Raw genomic sequence first — 24,653 nt, 5'->3', positions numbered from 1 at the left:
AAGCCTCCGCGCGTCCGGGGCAACCGGCGCGGAGGGTGGGCGCCGGCCAGCGGGCGCGCGGCACGCCCGCGCCGGCCGGCCACGGCGCCGGGAGGCGTCGCACCGCTCGGAGCGGGGGTGGGGGCAGCGCGGGCTGGCCATGCGGACTCACCGATCCCTTCGCCGGTCCTAACCGGATCAGGTTCCAGGGGTCGCGGGCCGATCCCGCCTCTCAGCCCGCGAACGGGCTCCCCCCGATGATGCCGCCGGTATGCGGCCGCCGCCGCGACGGCGCAAGAGGCGCGGAGCCGCGCGCCGCGCAGGGGACGGGGCGACCGATGCCGGGCGGCGCCCTGGCAGCCTTGGCGCCCCGGCGCGACCCAGACACCGGGGCGGTAGCGGGCGACCGCGGGGCGGCGACAGCGCGGCGGAACCGGATTAGCGTGGCGGCAAACGGAGGAACCCCGCCGCCATGGACGCCGTCACCCAGCCCCCCGTCATCCGCCTGCATCCCGAGGACGGCGTGGTGATCGCCCGCATCGCCATCCCGCCGGGGACGAGCGTGGCGCCGGGGGTGACGACGCTGCGCCGCGTGCCGCCCGGGCACAAGATCGCCGTGCGGCCGATCGCGAAGGGCGAGGCGATCCGGCGGTACGGGCAGATCATCGGCTTCGCCACGCGCGACCTGCCCCCCGGGGAATGGGTGCATGTGGAGGAGTGCGTGATGGGCGACTTCTCCAAGGACTATGCCTGGGGGGTGGATGCCTCCCCCACCGCCTATGTGCCGGAGCCCGCGACCTTCCAGGGCATCCGCCGGCCGGACGGGCGGGTGGCCACGCGCAACTACCTGGGCATCGTCACCAGCGTGAACTGCTCCGCCCATGTGGCGGAGCTGATCGCCATGGCCTTCCGCCGCAACCCGCTGACCGGCGACGACCCGCTGGCCGCCTGGCCCAACGTGGATGGCGTCGTCGCGCTGACGCACAAGACGGGGTGCGGGATGACGGCGGGCGAGCCGCTGGAGCTGCTGCGGCGGACGCTGGGCGGCTATGCGCGGCATGCCAATTTCTCGCACGTCATCGGCATCGGGCTGGGCTGCGAGGTCAACCAGATCGGCGACATGCTGCGGGAGCAGAAGCTGTCCGGCCGGCTGCGCTCGATGGACATCCAGGAGATGGGCGGGGCGCGCAAGACCGTCGCGGCGGGGATCGATTTCGTGCGCGAGGTGCTGGCGGAATCCAACGCCGTGATGCGGGAGACGGTGCCGGCGAGCGCGCTGTGCGTCGCCCTGCAATGCGGCGGGTCGGACGGGTATTCCGGCATCACCGCCAACCCGGCGCTGGGCGTCGCGAGCGATATCCTCGTGCGGCACGGGGGGACGGTGATCCTCTCCGAGACGCCGGAGACCTATGGCGCCGAGCACCTGCTGACCCGACGCGCCGTGTCGCGCGAGGTGGGGGAGAAGCTGGTCGGGCTGATGCGCTGGTGGGAAGCCTATTGCGAGCGGGAGGGGGCGGAGATGAACGCCAACCCCTCGCCCGGGAACAAGGCGGGCGGGCTGACCACCATCCTGGAGAAGTCGCTGGGCGCCATGGCCAAGGCGGGGAGCACCAACCTGGTGGAGGTGGTGCGCTATGCCGAGCCGGTGACGGCCAAAGGCTTCGTCTTCATGGACACGCCCGGCTACGACCCCGTGGCCGCCACCGGGCAGGTGGCGGGAGGGGCGAATCTGGTGTGCTTCACCACCGGGCGGGGTAGCGTGTTCGGGGCGAAGCCGGCGCCGAGCCTGAAGCTGGCGACGAATTCCGCGATGTATGCCCGGATGGAGGAGGATATGGACGTGAACTGCGGGACCATCCTGACCGGGGAAGAGACGGTAGAGCAGGTGGGGGAGCGGATTTTCCGGACCATGCTGCGGGTGGCGAGTGGGGAGCTGACGAAGAGCGAGGCGTTCGATTTTGGAGCGGCGGAGTTTGCGCCCTGGGTGATCGGGGCGACGATGTAGAATTTTGCGGCGCAGTTACAATTTACTTATTTGAGGTGCAAGGGTGGAAAATGTCGCCGCATAATGGATAAACGAGGAACCCGCACAGAAATTATAACTATTATTGGAGCCGCTACGGATAACAGCAAACTAATCCACGCCCAATTTTCTTTGCTAATGGCATCATTAAGATATCTTGCTAAAAATACAAAAATAGCAAAAATGCACCCAACAATCACAAGAACTAAACATCCAATTCCGTCCTCTTTAGCGGCTGGATTTGTTCTAACAAATCCCCCAGGCATGCCTTGAACTGTTCCGCTAACCCGAACATTGGAAGCATCGCCAGGGTCGTCCTCAGTTAATAATTCAATTTTTACGCCTTGATGTCGCTCAAAATAATCAAAATCCAGAAATATTGTTGCGGCCATGTTTTCATCTGGTGTCATTGAGAATTTGTTGTGCTCGACGGAAGTCTTCGCTATTGTTGCCTTAAGAACAGAACGAACTGTCGGAATTAATATTACAGGTTTGTCGCTCTGAATAACCGCATGTTTTGTGATCGTCGTAGTACCTGAGTTCCATACTCTTATCGTTATTCTATAGAGAGATCTTATTTCAGATCCATTAAAAAGAATAGATATTTCCCCGGGAAGACTATTCTTTTTCTCTCCCAGCAATTCCTGACAATGAACGCTGTAGGAGACTCGCGTTATCATCCTGGCCTTGTAATAAAAATAAAATCCCATCAAGAATGACAGCACTCCTAACGGATTTGCTATGATGCCTATTAATGTATTTATATCCATTTAACACCTCGTCACGATTTAATTCTCTGAAATGTTACGTCTGTATCAGCGCCGAGATGACGTTGGCATCTAGCAGAATCACTTTCCGAACTCGACCGGTCGCGGCGCCTACCCCGGAACGCCTCGGTCCCTTCGCGGACGGCGTCGTATTCCACGTCGCTCAAACTCATCCTGGCGAAGAGCGCCGCGATCCGCGTTCCCATGCCTTCGCCCGGGCGGTCATCGCTCTCCCCAGCCAGCGTCACCCGCAGGATGTCACGCGTCTCCGCCTCCATGCTGCGGCCATGGCGCTCCGCGCGCCGCCTCAGCCTCCGCTTGGTCTCCTCGTCCAGATTGCGGACCACCAACTGCACCATGGGCTCCACCTTCCACGCGACCACGACATGATATCGCGGTATCGCCATCCCACCCGGTCAATCGCCCTCCCCACCCCTACCACTCTATACTCCCCGGCCGCCCACCTCCGCTGCCCGAAGTCCCCGTCCCGTATGACCATCGCGATCGAGATGGGCCACATCACGCCCGCCCACTCCCCCCGCGACCCCGGGCTTGGAAGAGTTCCCCGGAGTGCAGAGGGCGGTGATCGACCCAGAGGGCGACTTCGTCATCGACGCCGCCGCCCAGACGGAGCGCAGATGAAGCAGGTCTCCCCTTGATCGCATCACCCCCTGGTTCGAGGCCGGAGTTCCGCGCAGGGCTCCATCTGCTGGCCAGCGCCTTCGCCTTACTTTCCCGGGATGGCAAGCCTCTGCCCGTACTCGTTGGTGGGGCAGTCGTGGAGTTCGATACGATGAGCCAGATGCATTCCGGCGACTTCGATCTGGTCACCGCTTTCCATGAAGAAGTCGGCGCCGCGCTGCTGCAGGTCGGCTTCCGGCGAGAGGATCGTCCGGGATGGCGGCAGGGCGGTTACTATCACCCGACACTCCCCATCGGCGTGGAATTCGTTTCCGGCCTCTATTTCGACGGCCGGGCCGACCGTCAACGCATCCGCCTTGTGGATGTCGGGGCCGGCGACGTGCCGATGGCCGCAACGGAGGACATGATCGCGGATCGCCTGGGCCAATGGGTGGCGGGCGACCGTCGCGATCCGGAGCTTCGGGCACAGGCCCACCTGCTCTATGCTCTGGCGGAGGCCCCGGACGACGCCTACCTGAACAGGCGCATCCGCGAGGAGACGGCAGGTGAACTCGATCTCTCCGATCTGAAGAGCAGCGACGATGAAACGCATCACCCTGGCGGAGCGTGAGGCCCAGATCCGGCGCAAGCTGGCCGAGGGCGTCCGTCTCCCCCCACCCGACAAGCTCGCCAACTCCGGCCGCCGCCGTACGGAGAGCAAGCGCGCCCTCCTCGCCCGCATCGCGGAGCAGCGCCGCCCCGAACAGGGCTGACCCGCGCCCCTCCGACGGCGGACCGCGCTATACTCCCGCGCCCAACCCTACCCGCCCCCCGGAGTCCCCGCCCCGCATGACCATCGCGATCGAGATGGGCCACACCACGCCCGCCCACTCCCCCGCGACCCTGGACCTGGAAGAGCTCCTCTCCACCCGCCTCCTGGTCCAGGGCAACTCCGGCTCGGGCAAGTCCCACCTCCTCCGCCGCCTGCTCGAACAATCCGCCCCCTGGGTGCAGCAGGCGGTGATCGACCCGGAGGGCGACTTCGTCACCCTCGCCGACCGCCACGGCCACCTCGTCATCGACGCCGCCGCCCAGACGGAGCGCCAACTGACCCAGGCGGCGGAGCGCGTGCGGGCGCACCGCGTCTCCGTCATCCTGAACCTGGAGGGGCTGGACGCGGAGGGGCAGATGCGCCACGCGGCCGCCTTCCTGAACGGCCTCTTCGACGCGGAGCGCGACCTCTGGACCCCGCTGCTGGTGGTGGTGGACGAGGCGCAGCTCTTCGCCCCCGCCGCCGCCGGCGAAGTCTCGGACGAGGCGCGGAAGCTCTCGCTCGCCGCCATGACCAACCTGATGTGCCGCGGCCGCAAGCGCGGGCTCGCCGGCATCATCGCGACCCAGCGCCTGGCCAAGCTCGCCAAGAACGTGGCGGCGGAGGCGTCGAACTTCCTGATGGGCCGCACCTTCCTCGACATCGACATGGCCCGCGCCGCCGACCTGCTGGGGATGGAGCGGCGCCAGGCGGAGATGTTCCGCGACCTGCCGCGCGGGAACTTCGTCGCCCTGGGCCCCGCCCTCTCCCGCCGCCCGCTGCCGATCCGCATCGGCACGGTGGAGACGGCGACCCGCTCCGCCGGCCCGAAGCTGACCCCCCTCCCCCAGGCCCCGTCGGAGGAGGTGCGCGACGCCATCCTCACCCCCGCGCCGGAACCCGCCCGCCCCGTCCGCCGCGCCCCCGCCCCGCCGCCGCCGGACATCCTCGCCCAGCTCGCCGCCGCCCGCCCCGCGCCGCTGCACGACCGCGCCCCGGCGGAACCGGCGATGGACCCGGCCGAGCGCGAGGCGATGCTGGAGGCGGTGATGGCCGGCCTGCTGGAGGACCCGGAGGCCGCCTTCCGCCCGGTCGGCGTGCTGTACCAGGACTTCCTCGTCCGCTGCCGCATCCGCGCCCTACCCGGCCGCGCGCCGGACCTGCCGGACTTCCGCCGCCGCCTCTCCGCCGCCCGCGCGGGGGTAGGGGCGGAGGCGACGGAGCGCCCAGAATGGGCCGAGGCGGCGGAGCGCGCGAAGACCCTGCCGGAGGACGTGCAGGGCATCTACCTCCTCCTCGCCCGCGCCGCGCTGGACAAGCGCCCCTGCCCGTCGGATGCGGCCATCGCGGCCGCCTATGGCACGCGCTCGCTGGGCCGCGCCCGGCGGCTGCTGGGCTGGCTGGAGGAGCAGGGGATGATCGTGGTCCAGCACGACCGCGCCGGCCGCCGCGTGGCGCTGGTGCTGCTGGGCTGGGAGACGGCGCCGGGCGATGCCGACGCGGCGGAGGCGGCCTGACCGGGGCGAGGACCGCGTTCCCTGTTGTATGACAAGTGTGCTTGCGGCATGAAGGGCCATGCCCGCGACGCCTCCCACCGGCACGCAAGGCCATGACCCCATGGCGACCTCCCCCACCCCGCCCCGCCGGCGCCCGAGCCTGACGCAGCAGGTCACCCGCGACCTGCTGGCGGAGATCGAGCGCGGCGGGCTCCGCCCCGGCGATCCCTTCCCGACCGAGCGCGAGCTGACCGCCCGCTACGGCGTCAGCCGCACCGTGATCCGCGAGGCGATGTCGAGCCTGCGCGCCTCCGGCCGCCTGGTGGTGGAGCAGGGGCGCGGCGCCTTCATCGGCACGCCCTCCCCCACCCCGTATCGGCTGGACCCGGCGGAGATCGGCACGGCCGAGGATCTGCTGCGGCTGATGGAGCTGCGCATCGCGCTGGAGTCCGAGGCGGCGGCGCTGGCCGCGCAGCGCCGGGATGCGCCGGCGGTGGCGGCCCTGGCCCGCCTCGCCGAGCGCTTCGCAGCGGGGATGGAGGATTCCGAGGCGTCGCGCCGGCTCGACCTCGACTTCCACCGCCAGATCGCGGCGATGACGGGCAACCCGTATTTCGGGCAGGTGCTGGACAGCTTCGCGGCCGGGCTGCTGCCCCGGGCGCGGCTGGACCTGTTCCGCGACGATCCCATGGCCCGCGCCGAATACCAGCGCCGCCTGCAGCTGGAACACGCCCATATCCTGGAGGCCATCGCGCGCGGCGATGCGGAGGGCGCGCGGGCGGCCATGCGGCTGCACCTGTCGAACAGCCGGGAGCGCCTGCGCCGCGCGCGGGAGGCAATCGCGGAGGCGCCGTGACGCTTGCTTCCGCATCCGGCGATTTGTATGACGTCTGACAAATCCACCGGTCCGAGAGGAACGCCGTCATGACCGAGACCTTCACCCCGGAGGCCCTGAAGGCCGCGCTGCCGACGGGACTGCTCTCCTTCCCGGTGACGGACTTCACCCCGGACGGCGATTTCGACCAGCCCGGCTACCGCCGCCGCCTGGAGTGGCTGGCGCCCTACGGCACCGCGACCCTCTTCGCCGCGGGCGGCACGGGCGAGTTCTTCTCCCTCACCCCGCGCGAGTTCCCGGCGGTGATCCGCACCGCGGTCGACGGCAGCGGCGGACAGGTGCCGATCGTGGCCGGGGCCGGCGGCGGCACCCGCCTCGCCATCGAGTACGCCCAGGTGGCGGAGGAACAGGGGGCGGCCGGCATCCTGCTGATGCCACCCTACCTGACCGAGGCCTCCCAGGCCGGGCTGCGGGCGCATATCGCCGCGGTCTGCAAGGCCACCCGGCTGGGGGTGATCGTCTACAACCGCGCCAACTGCCGCCTGGCGCCGGAGACCCTGGCCGCCGTCGCGGACGCCTGCCCGAACCTGATCGGCTTCAAGGACGGGGTCGGCGAGATCGAGGCGATGATGGGGGTCCGCACGAAGCTCGGCGACCGCCTGACCTATCTCGGCGGCCTGCCCACGGCGGAGGTCTATGCCGCTGCCTACAAGGCGATGGGCGTGCCGACCTACTCCTCCGCCGTCTTCAACTTCATCCCGCGCACGGCGCTGGAGTTCTACGCGGCGGTGATGGCGGGGGATGCGGCGACGACCACCCGCCTCCTGCGGGACTTCTTCTTCCCCTACCTGGCGATCCGCAACCGCCAGCCCGGCTATGCGGTCAGCATCGTCAAGGCGGGGGCGGAGCTCGTCGGCCATGGCGCCGGCCCCGTGCGCCCGCCGCTGAGCGACCTGACGGGCGAGGAGCGGGAGCAGCTCGGCGCGCTGATCGCCAAGCTCGGGCCGCAATAGCCCGGCCGCCTCCGCGGACTCGGCGCGACGGGCCGTGTCGGCGGGGTGGGTTTGCCTTCCTTTCGCCGGTTTCAAGGACCTAGAGTATGCGCCTGCGACGGTGAACGAAGGTCCTGCCCTGTGTGCCGGTTCCTTGCCTATCGCGGCGACCCGATCCTGATGGAGACGCTGGTCGCCGCCCCCTGCCACTCCCTGATCCACCAGTCCCTGCACGCCTGCGAGGCGAAGACGGAAACCAACGGCGACGGCTTCGGCCTCGGCTGGTACGGCGAACGGGCGGAGCCGGGCCTGTACCGGGAGGTCCGGCCCGCCTGGTCGGACGAGAACCTGCGCTCCATCGCCGCCCAGGTCCGCTCCCGGCTCTTCTTCGCCCATGTCCGCGCGGCGACGGGCACCGCCACCACGCGCGCCAACTGCCACCCCTATGCCCATGGCCGCTGGCTGTTCATGCACAACGGGCAGGTGGGCGGCTGGCGGCAGCTCCGCCGTCCCATCGAGGCCCTGATCCCCGACCGCTACTACGATGCCCGCGGCGGCACCTCGGACAGCGAGGCGCTGTTCCTGGTCGCCCTTGGCCAGGGGCTGGAGGAGGACCCGGTCGGCGGCATCACCCGCATGCTGGCGCTGGTGCATGGGCTGATGCGGCAGAACGGCGTGGCGGAGCCGTTGCGCTTCACCGCCACCCTGTCGGATGGCGAGTCCCTCTGGGCCTTCCGCTGGGCCTGCGACGCCCGCCCGCCCAGCCTCTACTACCGTGCGACGGAGACAGGGCTGGTCCTGGTGTCCGAGCCGATCGATGAGGACCGTGCCGTCTGGCACGAGGTGCCGCGCGGCCACGGCCTGACGGCACGGCCGGGCGCGGCCCTGGTGCTCACCCCGCTGGCGCAGGAGATGGCGAAGGCCGCCTGACGCCGGGAGTAACGGGGCGCCCGGCCGGTGGACATGACGATCGCGAGAAGGCTGCAAATCTTACTTGCGATTGGTTCGCAATCGCGGCATAGAGCCTTCACCCCTCGCGGGGGCAGGATGGAGCAAGGCTCATACAGCACCACCGCTCGATCGGCCTGACGGACCTCGTCGCCCTGATGGCGTCGCACCGCGCCGCCTTGGCGCATGACGCGCCGCAGCCGGGCGTGCTGGATCCCAGGGCCTTCGACCGGATCTCCGCCTACCTCCGCAACACGGACCGGGGCCTTGCGCCCCGGCCCCGGCCGTCCTCCTCCCCACCCGCGGCCGGGACTGGAACGGGTTCGCCCTGACGACTTGCAGGGCGAACCCGGGCCCCGCCTCCCTTCTCCCCGGAAGGGCAGGGGCACATCCCGCAACCCATGCGGCGAAACGCTGGGACGGGGTGTTGCCCTTCCGGATGGCGGGCCGGCGGATGTCCGCCGGCCCGCCGACGCGGCAGCGTGCGGCGTCGCCAGGACGCGGTTGCGCGCCGCCGATGCGCCTCAGCTCCCGATCTCGCCCCCGTCGCGGCGGCGGATCGCGATGACGCTGGGGCGCGGCGGCATGCCATCCGCGAAATCGGGCCATCGGGTCGAGGGGTTCTCGAAGCTGCTACCCTTGTCCTCTCCCGGGTGCTGGATCGCCAGGAAGACGGTGTGGTCGCCCGGCGGGATCAGCGGGCCACACACCTCCGCCCCCTGCGGCGCCTGGTAGAAGCGCCGAGTCAGCGCCCTCCCCTCGCCCTGGGTGTCCGCGGCGTAGAGCCCGTCCGGCACCCTGGCCGCGGCCGGCGCGCCGTCTGTCGCGATCCAGATGCGCCCCTTGCTGTCGAAGGCGCAGTTGTCGGGACAGGACAGCCAGCCGGATTCGGCGGTCACCGCGCGGTGGTACTGCGTCCCCGGATGCGTGCCGGGCTGGCCGGCCATCAGGAAAATCTCCCACCTGCCCTCGGTCGCGGCATGGTCCACCTTCGGACGGCTGGCCGCGCCGTGCCCGCCGGCGCCGACCACCGGCGGGATCATCTCCACCACATGGCCGTGCGCATTGGCCGCGCGCGGATTCACCGCGTCCAGCCGGTCCGCCCTGCGGCTCGTGTTGTTGGTCAGCATCACGTAGACGCGGCCGTTGACCGGGTTGGCCTCCACATCCTCCGGCCGGTCCATCGGCGTGGCGCCGAGCAGGTCGGCGGCGCGGCGCGTCTCGATCAGCACCTCCGCCTGGCCGGCGAAGCCGTTGGCCTCCGTCAGCGGGCCCTGGCCATGGACCAGGGGCAGCCACTCCATCCGCCCGTCATCGTGGAAGCGGGCGACGTAAAGCGTGCCCTCGTCCAGCAGGTCGCGGTTGGCGGCGAGGTCCTGCGGGTCCCAGGGCCGGGCGGTGACGAACTTGTAGACGTAGTCGAAGCGCTCGTCGTCGCCGGAATAGATCACCACCCGCCCGTCGGCGGAGATCGCGTGGGTGCAGCCCTCATGCTTGAAGCGACCCAGCGCGGTGCGCTTCACCGGCACGGCGTCGGGGTCGTAAGGGTCGAACTCGACGATCCAGCCGAAGCGGTTCGGCTCGTTCGGCTCCTTGTCCAGGTCGAAGCGCTCGACATGGCGGCCCCAGGCATAGACGGCGTCCCTGGCGATGCCGTAGCGCCTGTACGTCTCCCGCTGCGTGCCGGTCTCCGCCGCCTCGCCGCCGAAATACTGGTTGAAGTTCTCCTCGGCCGTCAGCACCGTGCCCCAGGGCGTGTTGCCGCCGGCACAGTTGTTGAGCGTGCCGAGCACGTACCGCCCGGTCGGGTCGGCTGAGGTGCGAAGCCGTGGATGCCCCGCCGCCGGGCCGGAGACGCGCATCGGCGTCGTGCCGGTGATGCGGCGGTTCCAGCGGCTGTCGCGGTGATAGGTCCATTGCCCGTCCCGCAGCGACACCTCCACCACCGACAGGCCGTGCGCCGCGATCTCCGTCAGCGCCTGCTCCCGCGTGGTGCGCAGCCGCGCCCCCGCGCCCTCGCCGATGCCGGGGAACATCAGGTTGGTGTTGGTGTACTCGTGGTTCACCACCAGCAGCCCGTGCGTGCCGCTGCGCTCGCCCTTCGGCAGCGGGAAGAAGTCCAGGTAGTCGTTGTTGTAGCCGAATTGCTGCGCCTGGGATTCCGCGTTCTGGCGGTGCGGGTCGAAGGCCGGCGCATCGCCCAGGATCGGGTCACCCCAGCGCAGCACCGTCTGGATCTCGTAGCCCTCCGGCACCGCGTCGCGCTCGCCGCCCGCATGCGGCAGGCCGGTGAAGCCCAGCGTGCTGCCGCCGGCCGATGGGCCGGACGCGGCCGGCCGCTGTGCCTGGGCCGGATCGGTCAGCCCTTCCGCCAGCAGCATGGCGGCGGCGGTGCCGAACAGCCCGCCCAGCGCCGCGCGCCGGTTCAGGCGGCGGCCGATGATCTCGCCGATGGTGTCGCTCGGCGCCGGGTTGCTGCCGATGTCCTCGATCTCGGGCGGCCGCGAAGCCGGGATGCGCGTGTCGGGCATGGTCCTGTCCCCCTCTCCGGAGGCCTGCGCCCCCGCCGGGGCGCCTTGAACCGCGCTCGCACGACATGGTCATGACGGGCCCGTGAACCTGCCGTGTCACGGAACGGGCCGCGCGGCGCCCCGCGGCCCGCCCTGGCCTTGGCCGGGGCCTACTCGGCCGCCGAGCGCGCCGGCACCAGCGGGGCCGACGCCGCGCGCTCCTCCTGCCGCCGCCCCAGCCACAGGGCGAGGAGGAGCCAAGCCAGGGAGAGCGGCACGCCCACCACCGCCACCCCGCCGAGCCCCAGCCCCAGCGCCGCCAGCCCGGCATAGGACCAGGAGCCGATCTGGTCTCCGGCGCGGTAGACCACCGTGTCGATGAAGCTCTTCGCCTTGTACTTGTCCTCGCGCGGCAGGACGGTGAAGAGCACCTCGCGGGATGGCCGGGCCAGGGCGAAGTTGCTCACGCGCCGTGCCACCTGCGCCGCCACCAGCACGGCGAGTCCGGGCCAGAGGGCGAGCGCCCCGAAGCCGAACATGCTGAACAGCGGCAAAGCGGCGAGCGTCGCGCCCACTCCCAGGGCGCCGAGGAGGCGGCTGGTCAGGAAGAGCTGGATCAGCAGCGTCAGCGTGTTCACCAGCAGGTCGACATTGGCGAAATAGGCCGTGCGCGCGGCGCGGCTGGCGAAGGCGCTGGCGACGATCGATGCCTGCTCGAAGTAGAGGAAGGTGGAGGTCACCGAATACAGCAGGATGAATCCCGCGAGGCCCAGCAGGTAGGGCGAGCGGAAGGTATGGGTCAGCCCCGCCCAGATGCCGCCGCCGATCGGCGCCTCGTCACGCGCGGCCTCGCCGGGCGTGCGGCGGAACCCCTCCGCGATCACGGAAAGGCGCCGCACCGCCAGGACCGACAGCTCCAGCAGCAGGATCGAGGCGAGCAGCAGCGGCGTCGTCCCCGTCCAGGCCACGAGCCCGGAGGTGATGGAGGAGCCGAGGATCGCCCCCAGCGTCGCCCCGGCCGCGAGGAAGCCGAAGAGCCGCTTGCCCTGCTCGCGGTCGAAGACGTCGACGATGAAGGCCCAGAAGACCGAGACGACGAAGAGGTTGAAGACGGAGGTCCAGACGAAGAAGACCCGCCCGATCCAGGTGTTCCACTCGGGCGGCGCCAGGCCGAACAGGGCGATGAAGGCCACGAGGTTCAGCATGAAGAAGCGGTAGGCGATGGTGATGAAGCGCACCCGCGGCAGGCGGCGCACGAGGGCGGCGAAGGCGGGATTGACCGCCAGCATCGCCAGTAGCGTCGCGGTGAAAAGCCAGGCGAGGTTGTCCACCCCGCCCTGCACCCCCGCCTCGTCCCGGATCGGCCGCAGCACGTAGTAGGCGGAGAGGATGGAGAAGACGTAGAGCCAGGACCAGCCCAGCGCCGCCACCTCCTCCGGCCGCACATCGATGGCGCGGCGCAGCAGGCGCCGCGCCGCCCCTTCCGGCGCGCCGGCGTCAGAGGCCATCGATGAACTGCTCCATCCGCCGCCGCATCGCCGCATCCGGCAGCCGGCCGCGCGCGGCGTCGAGGTTGTCGTCCACGTAGCGCGCCTGGGCCATGCCGGGGGCGGGGCAGGTCACCGCCTCGTTGCCCAGCAGGTACTTCAGGAAGAACTGCGCCCAGGTCGCCGCGTCGAACTCCGCGGCCCAGGGCGGCAGTTCCTTGCCGCGCACCGCCTCGAACAGGCGGGAGCGGCCGAAGGGCAGGTTCAGCATCACGGCCATGCCGCGGTCCTTCGCCAGCGGGATGATGCGCTCCGCCGTCTTCCGGTTGTCCAGCGCGTAGTCCACCTGGATGAAGTCCACCTGCTCCCGGCGCATCACCGCCTCGAACTCCTCGTACTGCCGCTCGAAGGAGGTGGTGAGGCCGACATAGCGGATGCGCCCGGCAGCCTTGAGGTCGCGCAGGGTCCGCAGGTGCGTTTCCGTATCGCGCAGGTTGTGCACGGCAATCAGGTCGATCTTCTGCGCGCGCAGGTCCTGGAAGGACTTCTCGATCTGCGCCACGCCCTGCTCGCGGCCCTGGATGCTGACCTTGGTGGCGAGGAAGACCTTGTCCCGCACGCCCAGCTCCTCGACGATCCGGCCGGTCACGGCCTCGGCCGTGCCATAGGTGGGCGAGGTGTCGATGACCGTGCCGCCCAGCTCCACGAACCGGGCCACGGTCTGCTTCAGCGGGGCGAACTCCTCCTCCGTCCGCACCGCCTCGTAGCGCCGGGCGGTGCCAAGCCCCATGGCCGGCAGAGTCTCGCCGCTGGAGGGGATGGGGCGACGGATCAGCGGGGGCCGGGCAGCGCCGGCCTGGGCCCTGGCGGGATGGGGGAGCAGGCCCGCAACGCCGGCGGAGAGTCCGGTGGCAAGCAGGGTTCGACGATTCCAGGCCATGACGCATCCCTTCCTGTGGCCGGCCCGCCGGGGCGGGCCCGGTCCGGCTTCCCGGCAGCGTCCATCGTCGAGGCGCGAGGCCGCTGGTCCATCATGGAAGGGTCACATTCCCCCGCAGGGCGAGACAAGAATGCGTTTGCGCCCGGGGCCCGCCCCCTGCCGGGGAGCGGGTTCAGCGCGGGTCGGGCAGGTTCCGCAGCAGGGAGGGCGTGACGCAGCTCATCGTCCCGATGGTGTTCGCGCCATACTGCGCATAGCCCGAAGGATTATCCGGCACGATCGGTGCGGAGATCGGGATGTAGAAGTAGCAGACGCTTCCTGTTTCCGGATCGCGCCAGCGCTGCACGATCGTGTCGCGCAGCGGGCCCCGGTACAGCCGCTCCAGCTGCAGGGTCGGGAAGTCCTCCCAGCGCGGCCGCGCCGGGTCGGGCTGGGCGGGCGATCCCTGGCTCTGCGTGGCCGGCCGCCCATCCTGCTGCGCCAGGGCCGGACCGGGCGGCCCGGCCCCGAGCGACAGGAGGCCGGCCAGGACCGGCACGAGGCCGGCCCTGGCCCGACGGCCGTGTTGCCGCACCGTCAGAACTCGAAGGCGACGCCGACCCGTCCCACGAAATCCCCCGCCCCGCCGGTCGCGACGCCGCCCTGAAGCATCGCCGGGCGCGGCGTGTTCAGCCGGTGCGCGACAGAGAGGCCCGCGCCCGCCTGGTACATGTAGGTGCTGACGTTGAAGGACATGGTGGTCCGCCCCGGCGCCGACGGCATGGGCGGATTGGTCAACGACGCCACGGCGGCGATGCCGCGCCGCGCCTCGTAGCGGTTGCGGCGGTTCTCCGCCCGCAGTTCGTTCGCGACATTGCCCATGTTGACGGCGAACTCGTTGCGCAGCCCGGTGATGCCCTGCTGCAGCTGGCTCACGTTCACGCCATCGGTGGCATTGATGCCCGGGGCCAGGTTGGTCAGGCGTCGTTCCGCCCCGGCGGAGCCGAGCGACACGGTGCCGGGCACGTCCGCGACCGAGCCTGCGCCGAGGGCCACGGAATTGGCGGCCTGGGCAGAGGCACCCTGCCCCAGCGCCACGGACTGCGCGCCGATGGCCCGCGAGTCGCCGCCGAGCGCCACGGCGCCCAGCTCGGTCGCCGCGGAGCGGCTGCCGAAGGCGATCGCATCGACCTGGGTGGCGGCCGAGCGGACGCCGACCGCGGTGCTCCCCGAGGCGCTGGCCACGGCGCCGGAGCCGATGGCCGAGGCGTTCAGCCCGGTGGCCGTCGCCAGGTAGCCCTGGGCCAGCGACTGGTTCCCGACGGCCACGGCACTGGAGCCCATGGCCAGGGCGTTCTCGCCGGTCACCCGCGCCGCCGTGCCCATGGCCAGCGAGCTGGTGCCGGTGGCCGAGGCCGCGCTGCCGAGCGCGGTGGAATCCGCGCCCCGCGCGACGGCATTGGTGCCGAAGGCGTCGCTCCGCACGCCCAGGGCCTGGCTGTTCGAGCCGATCGCGTTGCTGCCGCCGGCGCTGGCATTGGCGGAGTAGCCGAAGGCGGAGGCGCCGGCGGCGCTGGCGCTGGCGCGGTCGCCAACGGCAAGGGCCTGCGCCGCGGAGGCCTTGGCGGCGGGGCCGACGGCCACCGCCTCCCCTGCCGTGGCCTGGCTGGCACGGCCGACGGCGAGGGCGCTGCCCTCGCTCGCCGTGGCGCGCTCGCCCACCGCGACGGCGCCGGCCCCGGTCGCCGAGCTGTAGGCGCCGCTGGACAGGGCGCGCAGCTCGCTCGCGGTCGCCCCGACGCCGATGGCGATGGCGTAGGTGCCGGAGGCCGCGGCGGGAGCAGCGGCGGCGGCACTGACGGCGGTGGAGCCCGCTCCGGTGGCGCTGCCACCGCCCACGCTCTGGGAATGGGCAAGGGACGGCAGGGCGGCGAGGGCAGAAGCCAGAACGAGGCCAGTCTGCGAGCGCCGACGCAGGTGGCGGTCAGCGAAGTGAACCATCCGGTGACTCCAAACTTTCTTGCGGAGGCGTGAGCGCGTATCCGTCAGCAATATATCGAAAATCTCAACAATCTAGACAATCAACTAACGTCGATCCTGCAACCGCTCTACAAAATTAACACATGGACAGGTTCCGCGCACTCGTGCCGCAGGCGGTGAATCCGGGCGTCGGACGGCGAGATGCGAGATGTGCAAAGCGATCGCGGCAACAGAGATGCGTTGCGAAATCATAACGTGACGATATCGTCACGTACGCGGCCCGTGCGTGCCGTTCTGCTTGTCGCCGCTACGGCACCTCGGCGTGACGCTCAGACGGCGTCGCGCGCTGCGAATCGCATCAGGCCAGCTCCGCCTGCGGCGCCAGCTCCGGTGGCGCGTGCACGCGGATCGGGGGAAGCGCCGCGCGCCAGGCTTCCACCTCGATCAGGCAGGATTGCGCCGCGCACCCCTGCCCCAGGGGCGACGTCCCCACATCCTGCGTCAGCACGTTGGGATTGCCATGGACGCACAGCGAGCCCTGCGGATCCCACCAGGCGCCGGTCGCCATCGCCACCACGCCCCGACGGATCGCCTCCGTCAGCCGCACCCCACCCAGGCAGGCGCCGCGGTCGTTGAACAGCCGGACCACCTGCCCGTCCGCCAGCCCGCGTGCCGCCGCGTCGTCCGGATGCATCCAGACCGGCTCGCGGCCCTGCACCTTCGAGGCCAGCGAGACCCGGGCGGGATCGAGCTGCCCGTGCAGCCGTGTCGACGGCTGGAATGACAGGAGGTGCAGCGGGTAGCGCTCCGCCAGCTCGCCGCCCAGCCACTCGCGCGGGGCCTTCCACACGGCGTGGCCGGGCAGCCCGGCATGGCCGAAGCCCGCGATGGTTTCGGAATACAGCTCCACCTTGCCCGAGGGCGTGGCGAGCGGGTGGCTCTGCGGGTCGCGGGCGAAGTCGGCGAAATCCACCCGCGGCACCTCGGGCAGGTCGAACTCGACGTGTCCCTCGGTCCAGAATCGGTCGAAGTCCGGGACCTCCACCCCCATCCGCCCGCAGGCACGGCGCCAGCGCTCATAGAGGTGGCGCAGCCACGCATCCTCGTTCCGCTGTTCGGTGAAGCGGTCGCGCCAGCCCAGCGCATCCGCGACATCCGCCAGGATGTCATGGTCATGGCGCGCCTGCCCCTGCGGCGGCACGGCCTGGTGCATCGCCCGCACGAAGCGGTCGCGCGACGAGCTGGCGATGTCGTTGCGCTCCAGCGTCGTCGTCGCCGGCAGGACGATGTCGGCATGGCGGGCCAGCGCGGTCCACCACGGCTCCTGCGCGATCACCGTCTCCGCCCGGTTCCAGGCGCGCAGCAGCCGGTTCAGGTCCTGGTGGTGGTGGAAGGGGTTGCCCCCCGCCCACCAGATCATCCGCGTATCCGGCAGGCGCAGCAGGCGGCCGTTATAGGGCATCACGCCGCCGGGCCGCTCCAGCAGCTCCGTGACGCGGGAGACGGGGATGGCGAGGCCAGGATTGCGGGTGGCGGGCAGGCTGACGCTCGGCAGCTCCTGCCGCGGCGTGCCCATGCCGTTGATCGAGCCATAGCCGAAGACGATGCCCTGGCCCGGCTGGCCGATCCGCCCCAGCGCGCTGGCCAGGGCCACCAGCGCCCACCAGGGCTGCTCGCCATGCTCCGCCCGCTGCAGCGACCAGGTGGCGGTGACCATGGTGGGGGTGGACGCCGCCTCGAGCGCCAGGCGGGTGATGGTCTCCGCCGGCACGTCGCAGAGGGGCGCGGCCCAGTCCGGCGACTTCGGCGTGCCGTCCGTCTCGCCCATCACATAGGCGCGCAGCCGGTCCCAGCCGGTCGTGCAGCGGTCGAGGAAGCCGCGATCCTCCCGCCCCGCGGCGACCAGGGCGTGGATCATCGCCAGCACCAGCGCACCGTCGCCGCCCGGCCGGACCGGGACCCATTCGGCGCCCAGGAAGTCCGCCGCATCGCCCCGCAGCGGCGAGAGGTTGACGAAGCGCACCCCGGCCGCCGCGGCCCGGCGCATCAGCGGCACGTAGTCATGCGCCCCGCCCCCGCCCGCCGTCACCAGCCCGTTCTTCAGCGGCAGCCCGCCGAAGCAGAGCATCAGCCGGGTATGGGAGATGATGGTGGTCCAGTCGGTCACCGGCCCGGTGATGACGTCGTTGGTGCCCAGGACATGCGGCATCAGCGTCATGCCGGCGCCATAGGAATAGTTCGTCGTCTGGCTGGTGTAGCCGCCGCCCATGCCGAGGAAGCGGTGCAACTGGCTGCGCGCATGGTGGAAGCGCCCGGCGGACGACCAGCCATAGGAGCCGGCGAAGATGCCGCCATGGCCTTGCGCGGCCCGAATGCGCGCCTCCTCCTCCGCCACCAGCCGGATCGCCCGGTCCCAGGACAGCGGCACGAAGCGGTCGGCGCCACGCACCGATCCCGCCCGCCCGCCCCGCAGCCACCCCTCCCGCGCATAGGGCCGGTCGATCCGGCAGGGTGCGTGGACGAGATCCGGCACGCCCTCGATCAGCGGGCCCGGCGCCGGGTCGCGCGCGAAGGGGCGCACCCCGACCACACGGCCATCCTCCACCACGGCGTCGAAATAGCCCCAGTGCGAGGCGTGCGGGCGGATCTCGGTCACAGGCATGGGGCCCATCATGGCGCAAGCAGGCCCTGGCCGACAGGGATCGCCGCCACGGCCTGCGCCTCGGGCCGGCCGGCGCTAGCCAAGCCCGGCCTCGTCCCCTAGCCTTAATGTGATCATCAAATATTGGGTATCTCTATTGATGGTGTATTAACGCCTCCCACGCGGCCTCCGGGATAACCTCCGGACTTCTACAACCCGGGGATGCAGAATCCTTCTGCCCTCGCCCAGCCATCGGACAGGTCAGAACCGCCATGCTCTCCCCGACGATCCCGGCGGCCGGCGCCGGGCCCCTGAAGGCCAACAGCTATACGCTCGGCGGTGCCGTGCAGCTGGCCACCGGCCCGGTCGCCCTGGCCGCCGCAGAGGCGCTCGGCAACGCCCGGTATGCCGCCGTGCACCTGATCGGCCAGGCCCGGGTGACCCTGACGAACTACGTGCAGTCGGACGTTGTGACGGAGGGAGGGGACGACACGGTGCTGGTCTCCGGCGCCAAGCGCGGCAGCCTCCAGACCGGCGCCGGCAACGACACCATCCGCGTCTCCGCCCTCTCCAACAATCCCGGCGCCGGCAACGCCTTCCTCGTCGATGCCGGCTCCGGCAACGACCTCGTCGCCTTCACCGGCCATCCCGGCATGACCGAGGCCACCATCCGCCTCGGCGACGGCAACGACACCCTCTCCCTCTCCGGCCTGCGCCTCGGCGCCATCGACGCGGGCTCCGGCGACGACCTCGTCTCCCTCTCCCTCGACGGCCTCTACAGCCTGCGCGGCGGCGGCGGCACCGACACCCTCCAGCTCTCCCTCAACGCCGCCTCCCTCGCCTTCGCCCGCGGCCCCGACGGCGCCCTCTCCATCACCCTGCCCGGCCGCGCCGGCGTCGAGGCCCAGCTCCTCGACTTCGAGCGCGTCCGCTTCCTCGACGGCACCGAGGCCTCCGTCGCCGACCTCCTCGCCGGCCGCCTGCCCACCTCCCCCACCCTCGCCGCCCAGCCCGGCAGCAAGCCGCAGGCCTGGCTCACCGGCGTCTCCTCCGCCCCGGAGACGATCCGCGGTTCCGACACCGTCAACGACGCCCTGTATGCGGGACACAGGAACGACACGCTGATCGGGGGCAAGGGCGACGACTGGTACTACGTCGCCGACGGCCAGAAGGTCATCGAGCAGTCGGGACAAGGCATCGACACCGTCACCTACTGGGGCGGCCTCAGCTACACCCTGCCCGACAACGTCGAGAACCTGACCCTCGCCCTGGACAAGGTCCGCGGTTCGACAGGACGGCATATCGAGGGGATCGGCGGCTCGACGGGCCTGGCCGGCTATGGCAACGCGCTGAACAACTGGATCATCGGCGACAAGGCGGACAACATCCTCGACGGCCGCGGCGGCAACGACGTCCTCACCGGCGGCGGCGGCGCCGACACCTTCATCCTCGGCGGCGGCAACGGCCACGACACCGTCCGCGACTTCACCCCCGGCACCGACCGCCTCCTGCTCACCGAACGCTTCGACTGGCGCGCCGCCGCCACCGACACCCCCGACGGCCTGCTCCTCGCCCTCCCCTCCGGCGACACCGTCCGCCTCGACGGCGTCTCCCTCGCCCAGCTCTCCGACCGCGACATCGCCCAGCCCCTCGACCCCGCCTCCCTGCGCCTCACCTTCCAGGACAGCTTCGACAGCCTGAGCCTCCTCGACGGCTCCTCGCCCGACGGCGGAACCTGGCGCCCCAGGACGCATTGGGGTCCGGGCGTCTTCATCACGCCGGAGGACATCCAGTACTTCGTCCACGCCAACTGGGCCGGGCAAGGCGTGAGCCCGTTCCATGTGGAGGACGGGGTGCTGACGATCGAGGCGACCTACCGCCCCGACCTGGCCGCGCTGACCAACAACCGGCCCTACCTCTCCGGCGTCCTCACCACCGAGGGCACCTTCGCCCAGCAGTACGGCTACTTCGAGGCCCGCATCAAGCTGCCGGCCGACAACGGCACGACGCCGCTCTACCCCGCCTTCTGGCTGCTGCCTGTCGACGGCTCGTGGCCGCCCGAGCTGGACATCGTCGAATACGCCTCCTCCCGCCCCGGCCAGATCCAGCAGATGGAACTGACCCGACCGATGACGGACCCCACCGGCTGGCACACCTACGGGCTGGAATGGACCGCCGATCGGGTGGCCTGGTACGTCGACGGCGTGATGACCCAGGTCATCTACGGCCACAGCGTCCATACGCCGATGTATGCCCTGCTCAACCTCAACGTCCCGCGCGTCGATGGCGGGCTGCCGGCGCCGGTGGCGACGGGCGCTGTCGTCGGCAGCGTGCAGGTGGACTGGGTCCGCGCCTATGAATCCCGCGAGGACGCGGCCCCGGCGGCGACCGTCGCGGCCGGGGCGCCGCAGATCGTGCTCAGCGCCGGCGCCTTGCAGCCCGGCGGCACGCCGGCTGCGGCCGATGCCTTCCGCTACACCGCGGATGCCAGCGCCTCGATGGATTTCCTGCCGCTGGACCTGGATCTCCGCGCACTGTCCGGCTGGACCAATCTGCATCTCGAGAACGACCGCTCCGCCGATGCCCTCGCGCTCGACCTGAGCAATGGCTGGGTCGGCATGAACCTGCAGCTCACCGATGCCGATGGCGGGCACTTCACCCTCGACGACTTCCTGATGGTCGAGCTGCATCTCGACGGCACGAAGGGCAGCACCGTGTCCCTGTCCCGCCTGCAATCGGGGCTGATCGAGACTGGCCCGGGCCACGACCACGTCACCATCGCATCGGCCCAGATCTGGCAATCCGCGCGCGGGCGCGGGGTGGAGGTCGCCGCCGGCGCGGGAAGGGATACGATCGAGGGCTGGACCAGCGGCTCCGGCGGCGGCCTGCTGGCCGATGGCGGCAGCGGCGACGACGTGATCCGGGGCTCCATCCAGGCGGACACCCTCACCGGCGGCGACGGCTCCGACCAGCTGACCGGACTGGCGGGCCAGGACACCTTCGTCCTCCATGCGCGGGAGACCGGCGCGGACGTCATCACCGACTTCACGCCGGGCGAGGACGTGCTGCGCCTGGAAGGGCTGGTGGCCAGGCAGGTGACGCTGTCGGCCGTGGCATCGGGAACACTGCTGACGACCCCGACGGGAAGCCTGTTGCTGCAGGGCGTGTCCCTCGCCTCCCTCCCGGCCGATGCCATCCTGTACGGCTGACCGCCGCCCGCACGTCCCGGCGGGGCCACGGGCGCGGCGCCACCTCCGCTGACCGGGCCGGAGCCGGGGAGCCGGCTTCCAGGAGGAGCAGTTCCGGCCCTGCTGCGGGAGGGGGGTGGCGGGCGACGCCGAGGCCGTCCGCCGCGTAGCACGGCCTGACTGTTACGGGTTCATGTTTTCCACCATTGGGCGATTAACAGAAATAAAAGCAACCTGAGGTTGTTTTATAGGTTGGTTAGTACGACCTTGCTCGATGAGTGCTGTCCCAGGGCACGGCGACGAGCCGGGCAAGAGTGTTGACCAGCAACGGAGGAAGGCCAGTCATGCCCGTTCCCGCTCCGGAATTGCCGCAGTCCTCGGCCAGCAACCTGTCGGACGGCCGCTACACGCTTGGCGGCGCTGTCCTGACGGCCCCCCAGGACGGGCTGACCCTCGTGGCCAATGGGAGTTGGGGCAGCGGCCGGCTGGCAGCGGTCCGCCTGTCTACGGAGACATCGGTCAATCTCCGCAACTACGTGCAGTCGGATGTGGTGACGGAGGGAGGGGACGACACGGTGCTGGTCTCCGGCGCCAAGCGCGGCAGCCTCCAGACCGGCGCCGGCAACGACACCATCCGCGTCTCCGCCCTCTCCAACAATCCCGGCGCCGGCAACGCCTTCCTCGTCGATGCCGGCTCCGGCAACGACCTCGTCGCCTTCACCGGCCATCCCGGCATGACCGAGGCCACCATCCGCCTCGGCGACGGCAACGACACCCTCTCCCTCTCCGGCCTGCGCCTCGGCGCCATCGACGCGGGCTCCGGCGACGACCTCGTCTCCCTCTCCCTCGACGGCCTCTACAGCCTGCGCGGCGGCGGCGGCACCGACACCCTCCAGCTCTCCCTCAACGCCGCCTCCCTCGCCTTCGCCCGCGGCCCCGACGGCGCCCTCTCCATCACCCTGCCCGGCCGCGCCGGCGTCGAGGCCCAGCTCCTCGACTTCGAGCGCGTCCGCTTCCTCGACGGCACCGAGGCCTCCGTCGCCGACCTCCTCGCCGGCCGCCTGCCCACCTCCCCCACCCTCGCCGCCCAGCCCGGCAGCAAGCCGCAGGCCTGGCTCACCGGCGTCTCCTCCGCCCCGGAGATGGTCCACGGCTCCGATGACAGCAATGACGCCATCTATGCCGGCGGTGGTGACACGCTGGTCGGTGGCAAGGGCGACGACTGGTACTACGTCGCCGACAATCAGACCGTGCTGGAGCGAGCCGGTGAGGGTATCGACACCATCACCTACTGGGGCGGGCGCAGCTACACCCTGCCCGACAACGTCGAGAACCTGACCCTCGCCCTCGACAAGGCCCGCGGCTCCACCGGGCAGCAGATCGAAACCATTGGCGGCTCGACGGGCCTGGCCGGCTACGGCAACGCGCTGAACAACTGGATCATCGGCGACAAGGCGGACAACATCCTCGACGGCCGCGGCGGCAACGACGTCCTCACCGGCGGCGGCGGCGCCGACACCTTCATCCTCGGCGGCGGCAACGGCCACGACACCGTCCGCGACTTCACCCCCGGCACCGACCGCCTCCTGCTCACCGAACGCTTCGACTGGCGCGCCGCCGCCACCGACACCCCCGACGGCCTGCTCCTCGCCCTCCCCTCCGGCGACACCGTCCGCCTCGACGGCGTCTCCCTCGCCCAGCTCTCCGACCGCGACATCGCCCAGCCCCTCGACCCCGCCTCCCTGCGCCTCACCTTCCAGGACAGCTTCGACAGCCTGAGCCTCCTCGACGGCTCCTCGCCCGACGGCGGAACTTGGCGCCCCAGGACGGCGTATGGCGATGGGACCATCATCCATCCCAACGACGTGCAGTACTACGTCCACCCCAACTGGGCCGGGCAAGGCGTGAACCCGTTCCATGTGGAGGACGGGGTGCTGACGATCGAGGCGACCTACCGCCCCGACCTGGCCGCGCTGACCAACAACCGGCCCTACCTCTCCGGCGTCCTTACCACCGAGGGCACCTTCGCCCAGCAGTACGGCTACTTCGAGGCCCGCATCAAACTGCCCGAGGACACGGGCATGTACCCCGCCTTCTGGCTGCTGCCTGCGGACGGCTCCTGGCCGCCCGAGCTGGACATCATGGAGTTCACCTCCTCCAGGCCCGACGAGCTGCAGCAGATGGAGCTGACACGCCCCCTCGACGATCCCACCGGCTGGCACACCTACGGGCTGGAATGGACCGCCGATCGGGTGGCCTGGTACGTCGACGGCGTGATGACCCAGGTCATCTACGGCCACAGCGCCCATACGCCGATGTACACGCTGCTGAATCTGAGCGTCGGCACCGCGGGCGGCGTGATCGGCGACATGCCGGCCGACGCGCGGCCGGGCGACGTCGTCGGCAGCATGCAGGTGGACTGGGTCCGCGCCTATGAATCCCGCGAGGGCGCGGCCCCCGCTTCGACCGTCGCGGCGGGTGCGCCGGCGCTGACGGTGAGCCTCGGAAACCTGCAACCCGGCGGCACGCCGGCCGCAGCCGATGCCTTCCATTACATCGCCGACACCGATGCCGACATGGATTTCTCGGTGACGGATCTGGGGATGGCGTCGCTGTCCGGCTGGAACAACCTGCATGTCGGGAACGACCGCTCCGCCGACACGCTGACGCTCGACCTCGGGAATGGCTGGGCCGGCATGAACCTGCAGCTCACCGACGAAGACGGCGGCCGCTTCACCCTCGACGACTTCCTGATGCTGGACGTGACCCTGGGCGGGACGCAGGACAGCAGCGTGACGCTGATGCGCCCGCAATTCGGCCAGGTCACGACCGGATCGGGCAACGACGTGGTGAGCATCACCGAGGCCCGCATCTGGGACTGGAGCCGGGGGCGCGTGCTGGAGGTCCGCACGGGCGCGGGGAACGACACCATCGAGGGCTGGACCAGCGGGTCGAGCGGCGGCCTGTTCGCCGATGGCGCCAGCGGCGACGACGTGATCCGGGGCTCCATCCAGGCGGACACCCTCACCGGCGGCGACGGCTCCGACCAGCTGACCGGACTGGCGGGCCAGGACACCTTCATCCTGCGCCCCGGCGATACGGGTGCCGATGTCATCACCGACTTCACGCCGGGCGAGGACGTGCTGCGCCTCGAATACATCTCGGCCACGGAGGTCACGCTGTCCGACACCGCCGCGGGGGCCCTCCTCACCACGCCGACGGGAAGCGTGCTCCTGCAGGGGGTCGCCGTGTCCCTTCTCTCTCCCGACAGCATCCTCTACGCCTGACGGCCTGCGGCACCGGGGCGGCCGCCGGGGGACAGGCTCCCGTCCCACGGCCACGCCGCCCTGGGTAGCCTTCGGTGCAGGAACGCACACGGAATCTTGTATTGGTGGTGCAAACGGCATTCTGCACTACCTAGGGTAGCGCCTACGCACCAGATTTCCGTTGCATAGA

The 24,653-nt window shown here is 70.6% G+C and carries 17 protein-coding genes and 1 riboswitch; of the genes, 9 read left to right on the top strand and 8 right to left on the bottom strand.

What is annotated here, in order from left to right:
* Positions 1-136 precede the first annotated feature (136 nt).
* Positions 137-244: riboswitch (TPP riboswitch) on the bottom strand.
* A 207-nt stretch (positions 245-451) separates the two neighbouring features.
* On the top strand, positions 452-1,984 hold the full coding sequence (locus LPC08_RS06805; protein WP_230451956.1) for a UxaA family hydrolase: 1,533 nt from the start codon (positions 452-454) through the stop codon (positions 1,982-1,984).
* A gap of 26 nt (positions 1,985-2,010) precedes the next feature.
* Here LPC08_RS06805 and LPC08_RS06800 read toward each other — a convergent pair whose 3' ends face one another.
* On the bottom strand, positions 2,011-2,772 hold the full coding sequence (locus LPC08_RS06800) for a hypothetical protein (RefSeq protein ID WP_230451955.1): 762 nt from the start codon (positions 2,770-2,772) through the stop codon (positions 2,011-2,013).
* 11 nt (positions 2,773-2,783) lie between these two features.
* A complete protein-coding gene (locus LPC08_RS06795; protein WP_230451954.1) occupies positions 2,784-3,128 on the bottom strand; it encodes a FitA-like ribbon-helix-helix domain-containing protein in 345 nt (114 codons plus the stop codon).
* A 434-nt stretch (positions 3,129-3,562) separates the two neighbouring features.
* Between LPC08_RS06795 and LPC08_RS06790 the strand changes: the two genes are divergently transcribed.
* The 6 genes from LPC08_RS06790 to LPC08_RS06765 all read left to right on the top strand — a co-directional run bounded on the left by LPC08_RS06790 (position 3,563) and on the right by LPC08_RS06765 (position 8,454).
* Entirely contained in the window at positions 3,563-4,021 is a 459-nt protein-coding gene (locus LPC08_RS06790; RefSeq protein WP_230451953.1) for a hypothetical protein, read from the top strand.
* On the top strand, positions 3,993-4,163 hold the full coding sequence (locus LPC08_RS06785) for a hypothetical protein (RefSeq protein ID WP_230451952.1): 171 nt from the start codon (positions 3,993-3,995) through the stop codon (positions 4,161-4,163). Before LPC08_RS06790 ends, LPC08_RS06785 begins: the two co-directional genes overlap by 29 nt.
* A 76-nt stretch (positions 4,164-4,239) precedes the next feature.
* Entirely contained in the window at positions 4,240-5,718 is a 1,479-nt protein-coding gene (locus LPC08_RS06780) for a helicase HerA domain-containing protein (protein ID WP_230451951.1), read from the top strand.
* 100 nt (positions 5,719-5,818) lie between these two features.
* Positions 5,819-6,553 carry a FadR/GntR family transcriptional regulator gene (locus tag LPC08_RS06775; protein WP_230451950.1) on the top strand — a complete coding sequence of 245 codons (735 nt, stop codon included), beginning with the start codon at positions 5,819-5,821 and terminating at the stop codon, positions 6,551-6,553.
* Positions 6,554-6,621: 68 nt separating this feature from the next.
* The gene (kdgD, locus tag LPC08_RS06770; RefSeq protein WP_230451949.1) at positions 6,622-7,545 is read left to right on the top strand and encodes a 5-dehydro-4-deoxyglucarate dehydratase; all 924 of its coding nucleotides are present in this window, start codon (positions 6,622-6,624) and stop codon (positions 7,543-7,545) included.
* A gap of 120 nt (positions 7,546-7,665) precedes the next feature.
* Positions 7,666-8,454 (top strand): class II glutamine amidotransferase, encoded by a 789-nt coding sequence (locus LPC08_RS06765; protein WP_230451948.1) that lies wholly within the window; start codon positions 7,666-7,668, stop codon positions 8,452-8,454.
* A 542-nt stretch (positions 8,455-8,996) separates the two neighbouring features.
* On the opposite strand, the gene LPC08_RS06760 is transcribed toward LPC08_RS06765, so the two are convergent.
* The 6 genes from LPC08_RS06760 to LPC08_RS06730 all read right to left on the bottom strand — a co-directional run bounded on the left by LPC08_RS06760 (position 8,997) and on the right by LPC08_RS06730 (position 18,030).
* Positions 8,997-11,003, bottom strand: coding sequence for a PhoX family protein (locus LPC08_RS06760; protein ID WP_230451947.1), 2,007 nt, complete (start codon positions 11,001-11,003; stop codon positions 8,997-8,999).
* A 149-nt stretch (positions 11,004-11,152) separates the two neighbouring features.
* Entirely contained in the window at positions 11,153-12,490 is a 1,338-nt protein-coding gene (locus LPC08_RS06755; RefSeq protein ID WP_230451946.1) for an NTP/NDP exchange transporter, read from the bottom strand.
* Positions 12,480-13,259: an aldo/keto reductase gene (locus tag LPC08_RS06750; protein WP_230451945.1), complete on the bottom strand. Its 780-nt coding sequence runs from the start codon at positions 13,257-13,259 to the stop codon at positions 12,480-12,482. The genes LPC08_RS06755 and LPC08_RS06750 overlap by 11 nt, the downstream gene beginning before the upstream one ends.
* Positions 13,260-13,581: 322 nt before the next feature.
* Positions 13,582-13,947: a hypothetical protein gene (locus tag LPC08_RS06745; RefSeq protein WP_230451944.1), complete on the bottom strand. Its 366-nt coding sequence runs from the start codon at positions 13,945-13,947 to the stop codon at positions 13,582-13,584.
* A 38-nt stretch (positions 13,948-13,985) separates the two neighbouring features.
* Positions 13,986-15,389: a YadA family autotransporter adhesin gene (locus tag LPC08_RS26180; protein ID WP_304622069.1), complete on the bottom strand. Its 1,404-nt coding sequence runs from the start codon at positions 15,387-15,389 to the stop codon at positions 13,986-13,988.
* Positions 15,390-15,726: 337 nt separating this feature from the next.
* A complete protein-coding gene (locus LPC08_RS06730) occupies positions 15,727-18,030 on the bottom strand; it encodes a molybdopterin-dependent oxidoreductase (RefSeq protein WP_230451943.1) in 2,304 nt (767 codons plus the stop codon).
* A gap of 251 nt (positions 18,031-18,281) precedes the next feature.
* Between LPC08_RS06730 and LPC08_RS06725 the strand changes: the two genes are divergently transcribed.
* A complete protein-coding gene (locus LPC08_RS06725) occupies positions 18,282-21,218 on the top strand; it encodes a family 16 glycosylhydrolase (RefSeq protein WP_230451942.1) in 2,937 nt (978 codons plus the stop codon).
* A gap of 323 nt (positions 21,219-21,541) precedes the next feature.
* Positions 21,542-24,484 (top strand): family 16 glycosylhydrolase, encoded by a 2,943-nt coding sequence (locus tag LPC08_RS06720; protein WP_230451941.1) that lies wholly within the window; start codon positions 21,542-21,544, stop codon positions 24,482-24,484.
* The last annotated feature ends 169 nt before the right edge of the window (positions 24,485-24,653 follow it).

Origin of the sequence: Roseomonas sp. OT10, from assembly GCF_020991085.1 — a bacterium.
Classification (GTDB): domain Bacteria; phylum Pseudomonadota; class Alphaproteobacteria; order Acetobacterales; family Acetobacteraceae; genus Roseomonas; species Roseomonas cutis.
The sequence above is the reverse complement of the archived record's forward strand: the minus strand, read 5'-3'. Positions and strand labels throughout refer to the sequence as shown.

Coding starts and splice junctions, on each gene's coding strand:
- LPC08_RS06805 (WP_230451956.1), top strand. CDS start 452: ATGGACGCCGTCACCCAGCCCCCCGTCATCCGCCTGCATCCCGAGGAC.
- LPC08_RS06800 (WP_230451955.1), bottom strand. CDS start 2,772: ATGGATATAAATACATTAATAGGCATCATAGCAAATCCGTTAGGAGTG.
- LPC08_RS06795 (WP_230451954.1), bottom strand. CDS start 3,128: ATGGTGCAGTTGGTGGTCCGCAATCTGGACGAGGAGACCAAGCGGAGG.
- LPC08_RS06790 (WP_230451953.1), top strand. CDS start 3,563: ATGAGCCAGATGCATTCCGGCGACTTCGATCTGGTCACCGCTTTCCAT.
- LPC08_RS06785 (WP_230451952.1), top strand. CDS start 3,993: ATGAAACGCATCACCCTGGCGGAGCGTGAGGCCCAGATCCGGCGCAAG.
- LPC08_RS06780 (WP_230451951.1), top strand. CDS start 4,240: ATGACCATCGCGATCGAGATGGGCCACACCACGCCCGCCCACTCCCCC.
- LPC08_RS06775 (WP_230451950.1), top strand. CDS start 5,819: ATGGCGACCTCCCCCACCCCGCCCCGCCGGCGCCCGAGCCTGACGCAG.
- kdgD (WP_230451949.1), top strand. CDS start 6,622: ATGACCGAGACCTTCACCCCGGAGGCCCTGAAGGCCGCGCTGCCGACG.
- LPC08_RS06760 (WP_230451947.1), bottom strand. CDS start 11,003: ATGCCCGACACGCGCATCCCGGCTTCGCGGCCGCCCGAGATCGAGGAC.
- LPC08_RS06755 (WP_230451946.1), bottom strand. CDS start 12,490: ATGGCCTCTGACGCCGGCGCGCCGGAAGGGGCGGCGCGGCGCCTGCTG.
- LPC08_RS06750 (WP_230451945.1), bottom strand. CDS start 13,259: ATGGGGCTTGGCACCGCCCGGCGCTACGAGGCGGTGCGGACGGAGGAG.
- LPC08_RS26180 (WP_304622069.1), bottom strand. CDS start 15,389: ATGGTTCACTTCGCTGACCGCCACCTGCGTCGGCGCTCGCAGACTGGC.
- LPC08_RS06730 (WP_230451943.1), bottom strand. CDS start 18,030: ATGCCTGTGACCGAGATCCGCCCGCACGCCTCGCACTGGGGCTATTTC.
- LPC08_RS06725 (WP_230451942.1), top strand. CDS start 18,282: ATGCTCTCCCCGACGATCCCGGCGGCCGGCGCCGGGCCCCTGAAGGCC.
- LPC08_RS06720 (WP_230451941.1), top strand. CDS start 21,542: ATGCCCGTTCCCGCTCCGGAATTGCCGCAGTCCTCGGCCAGCAACCTG.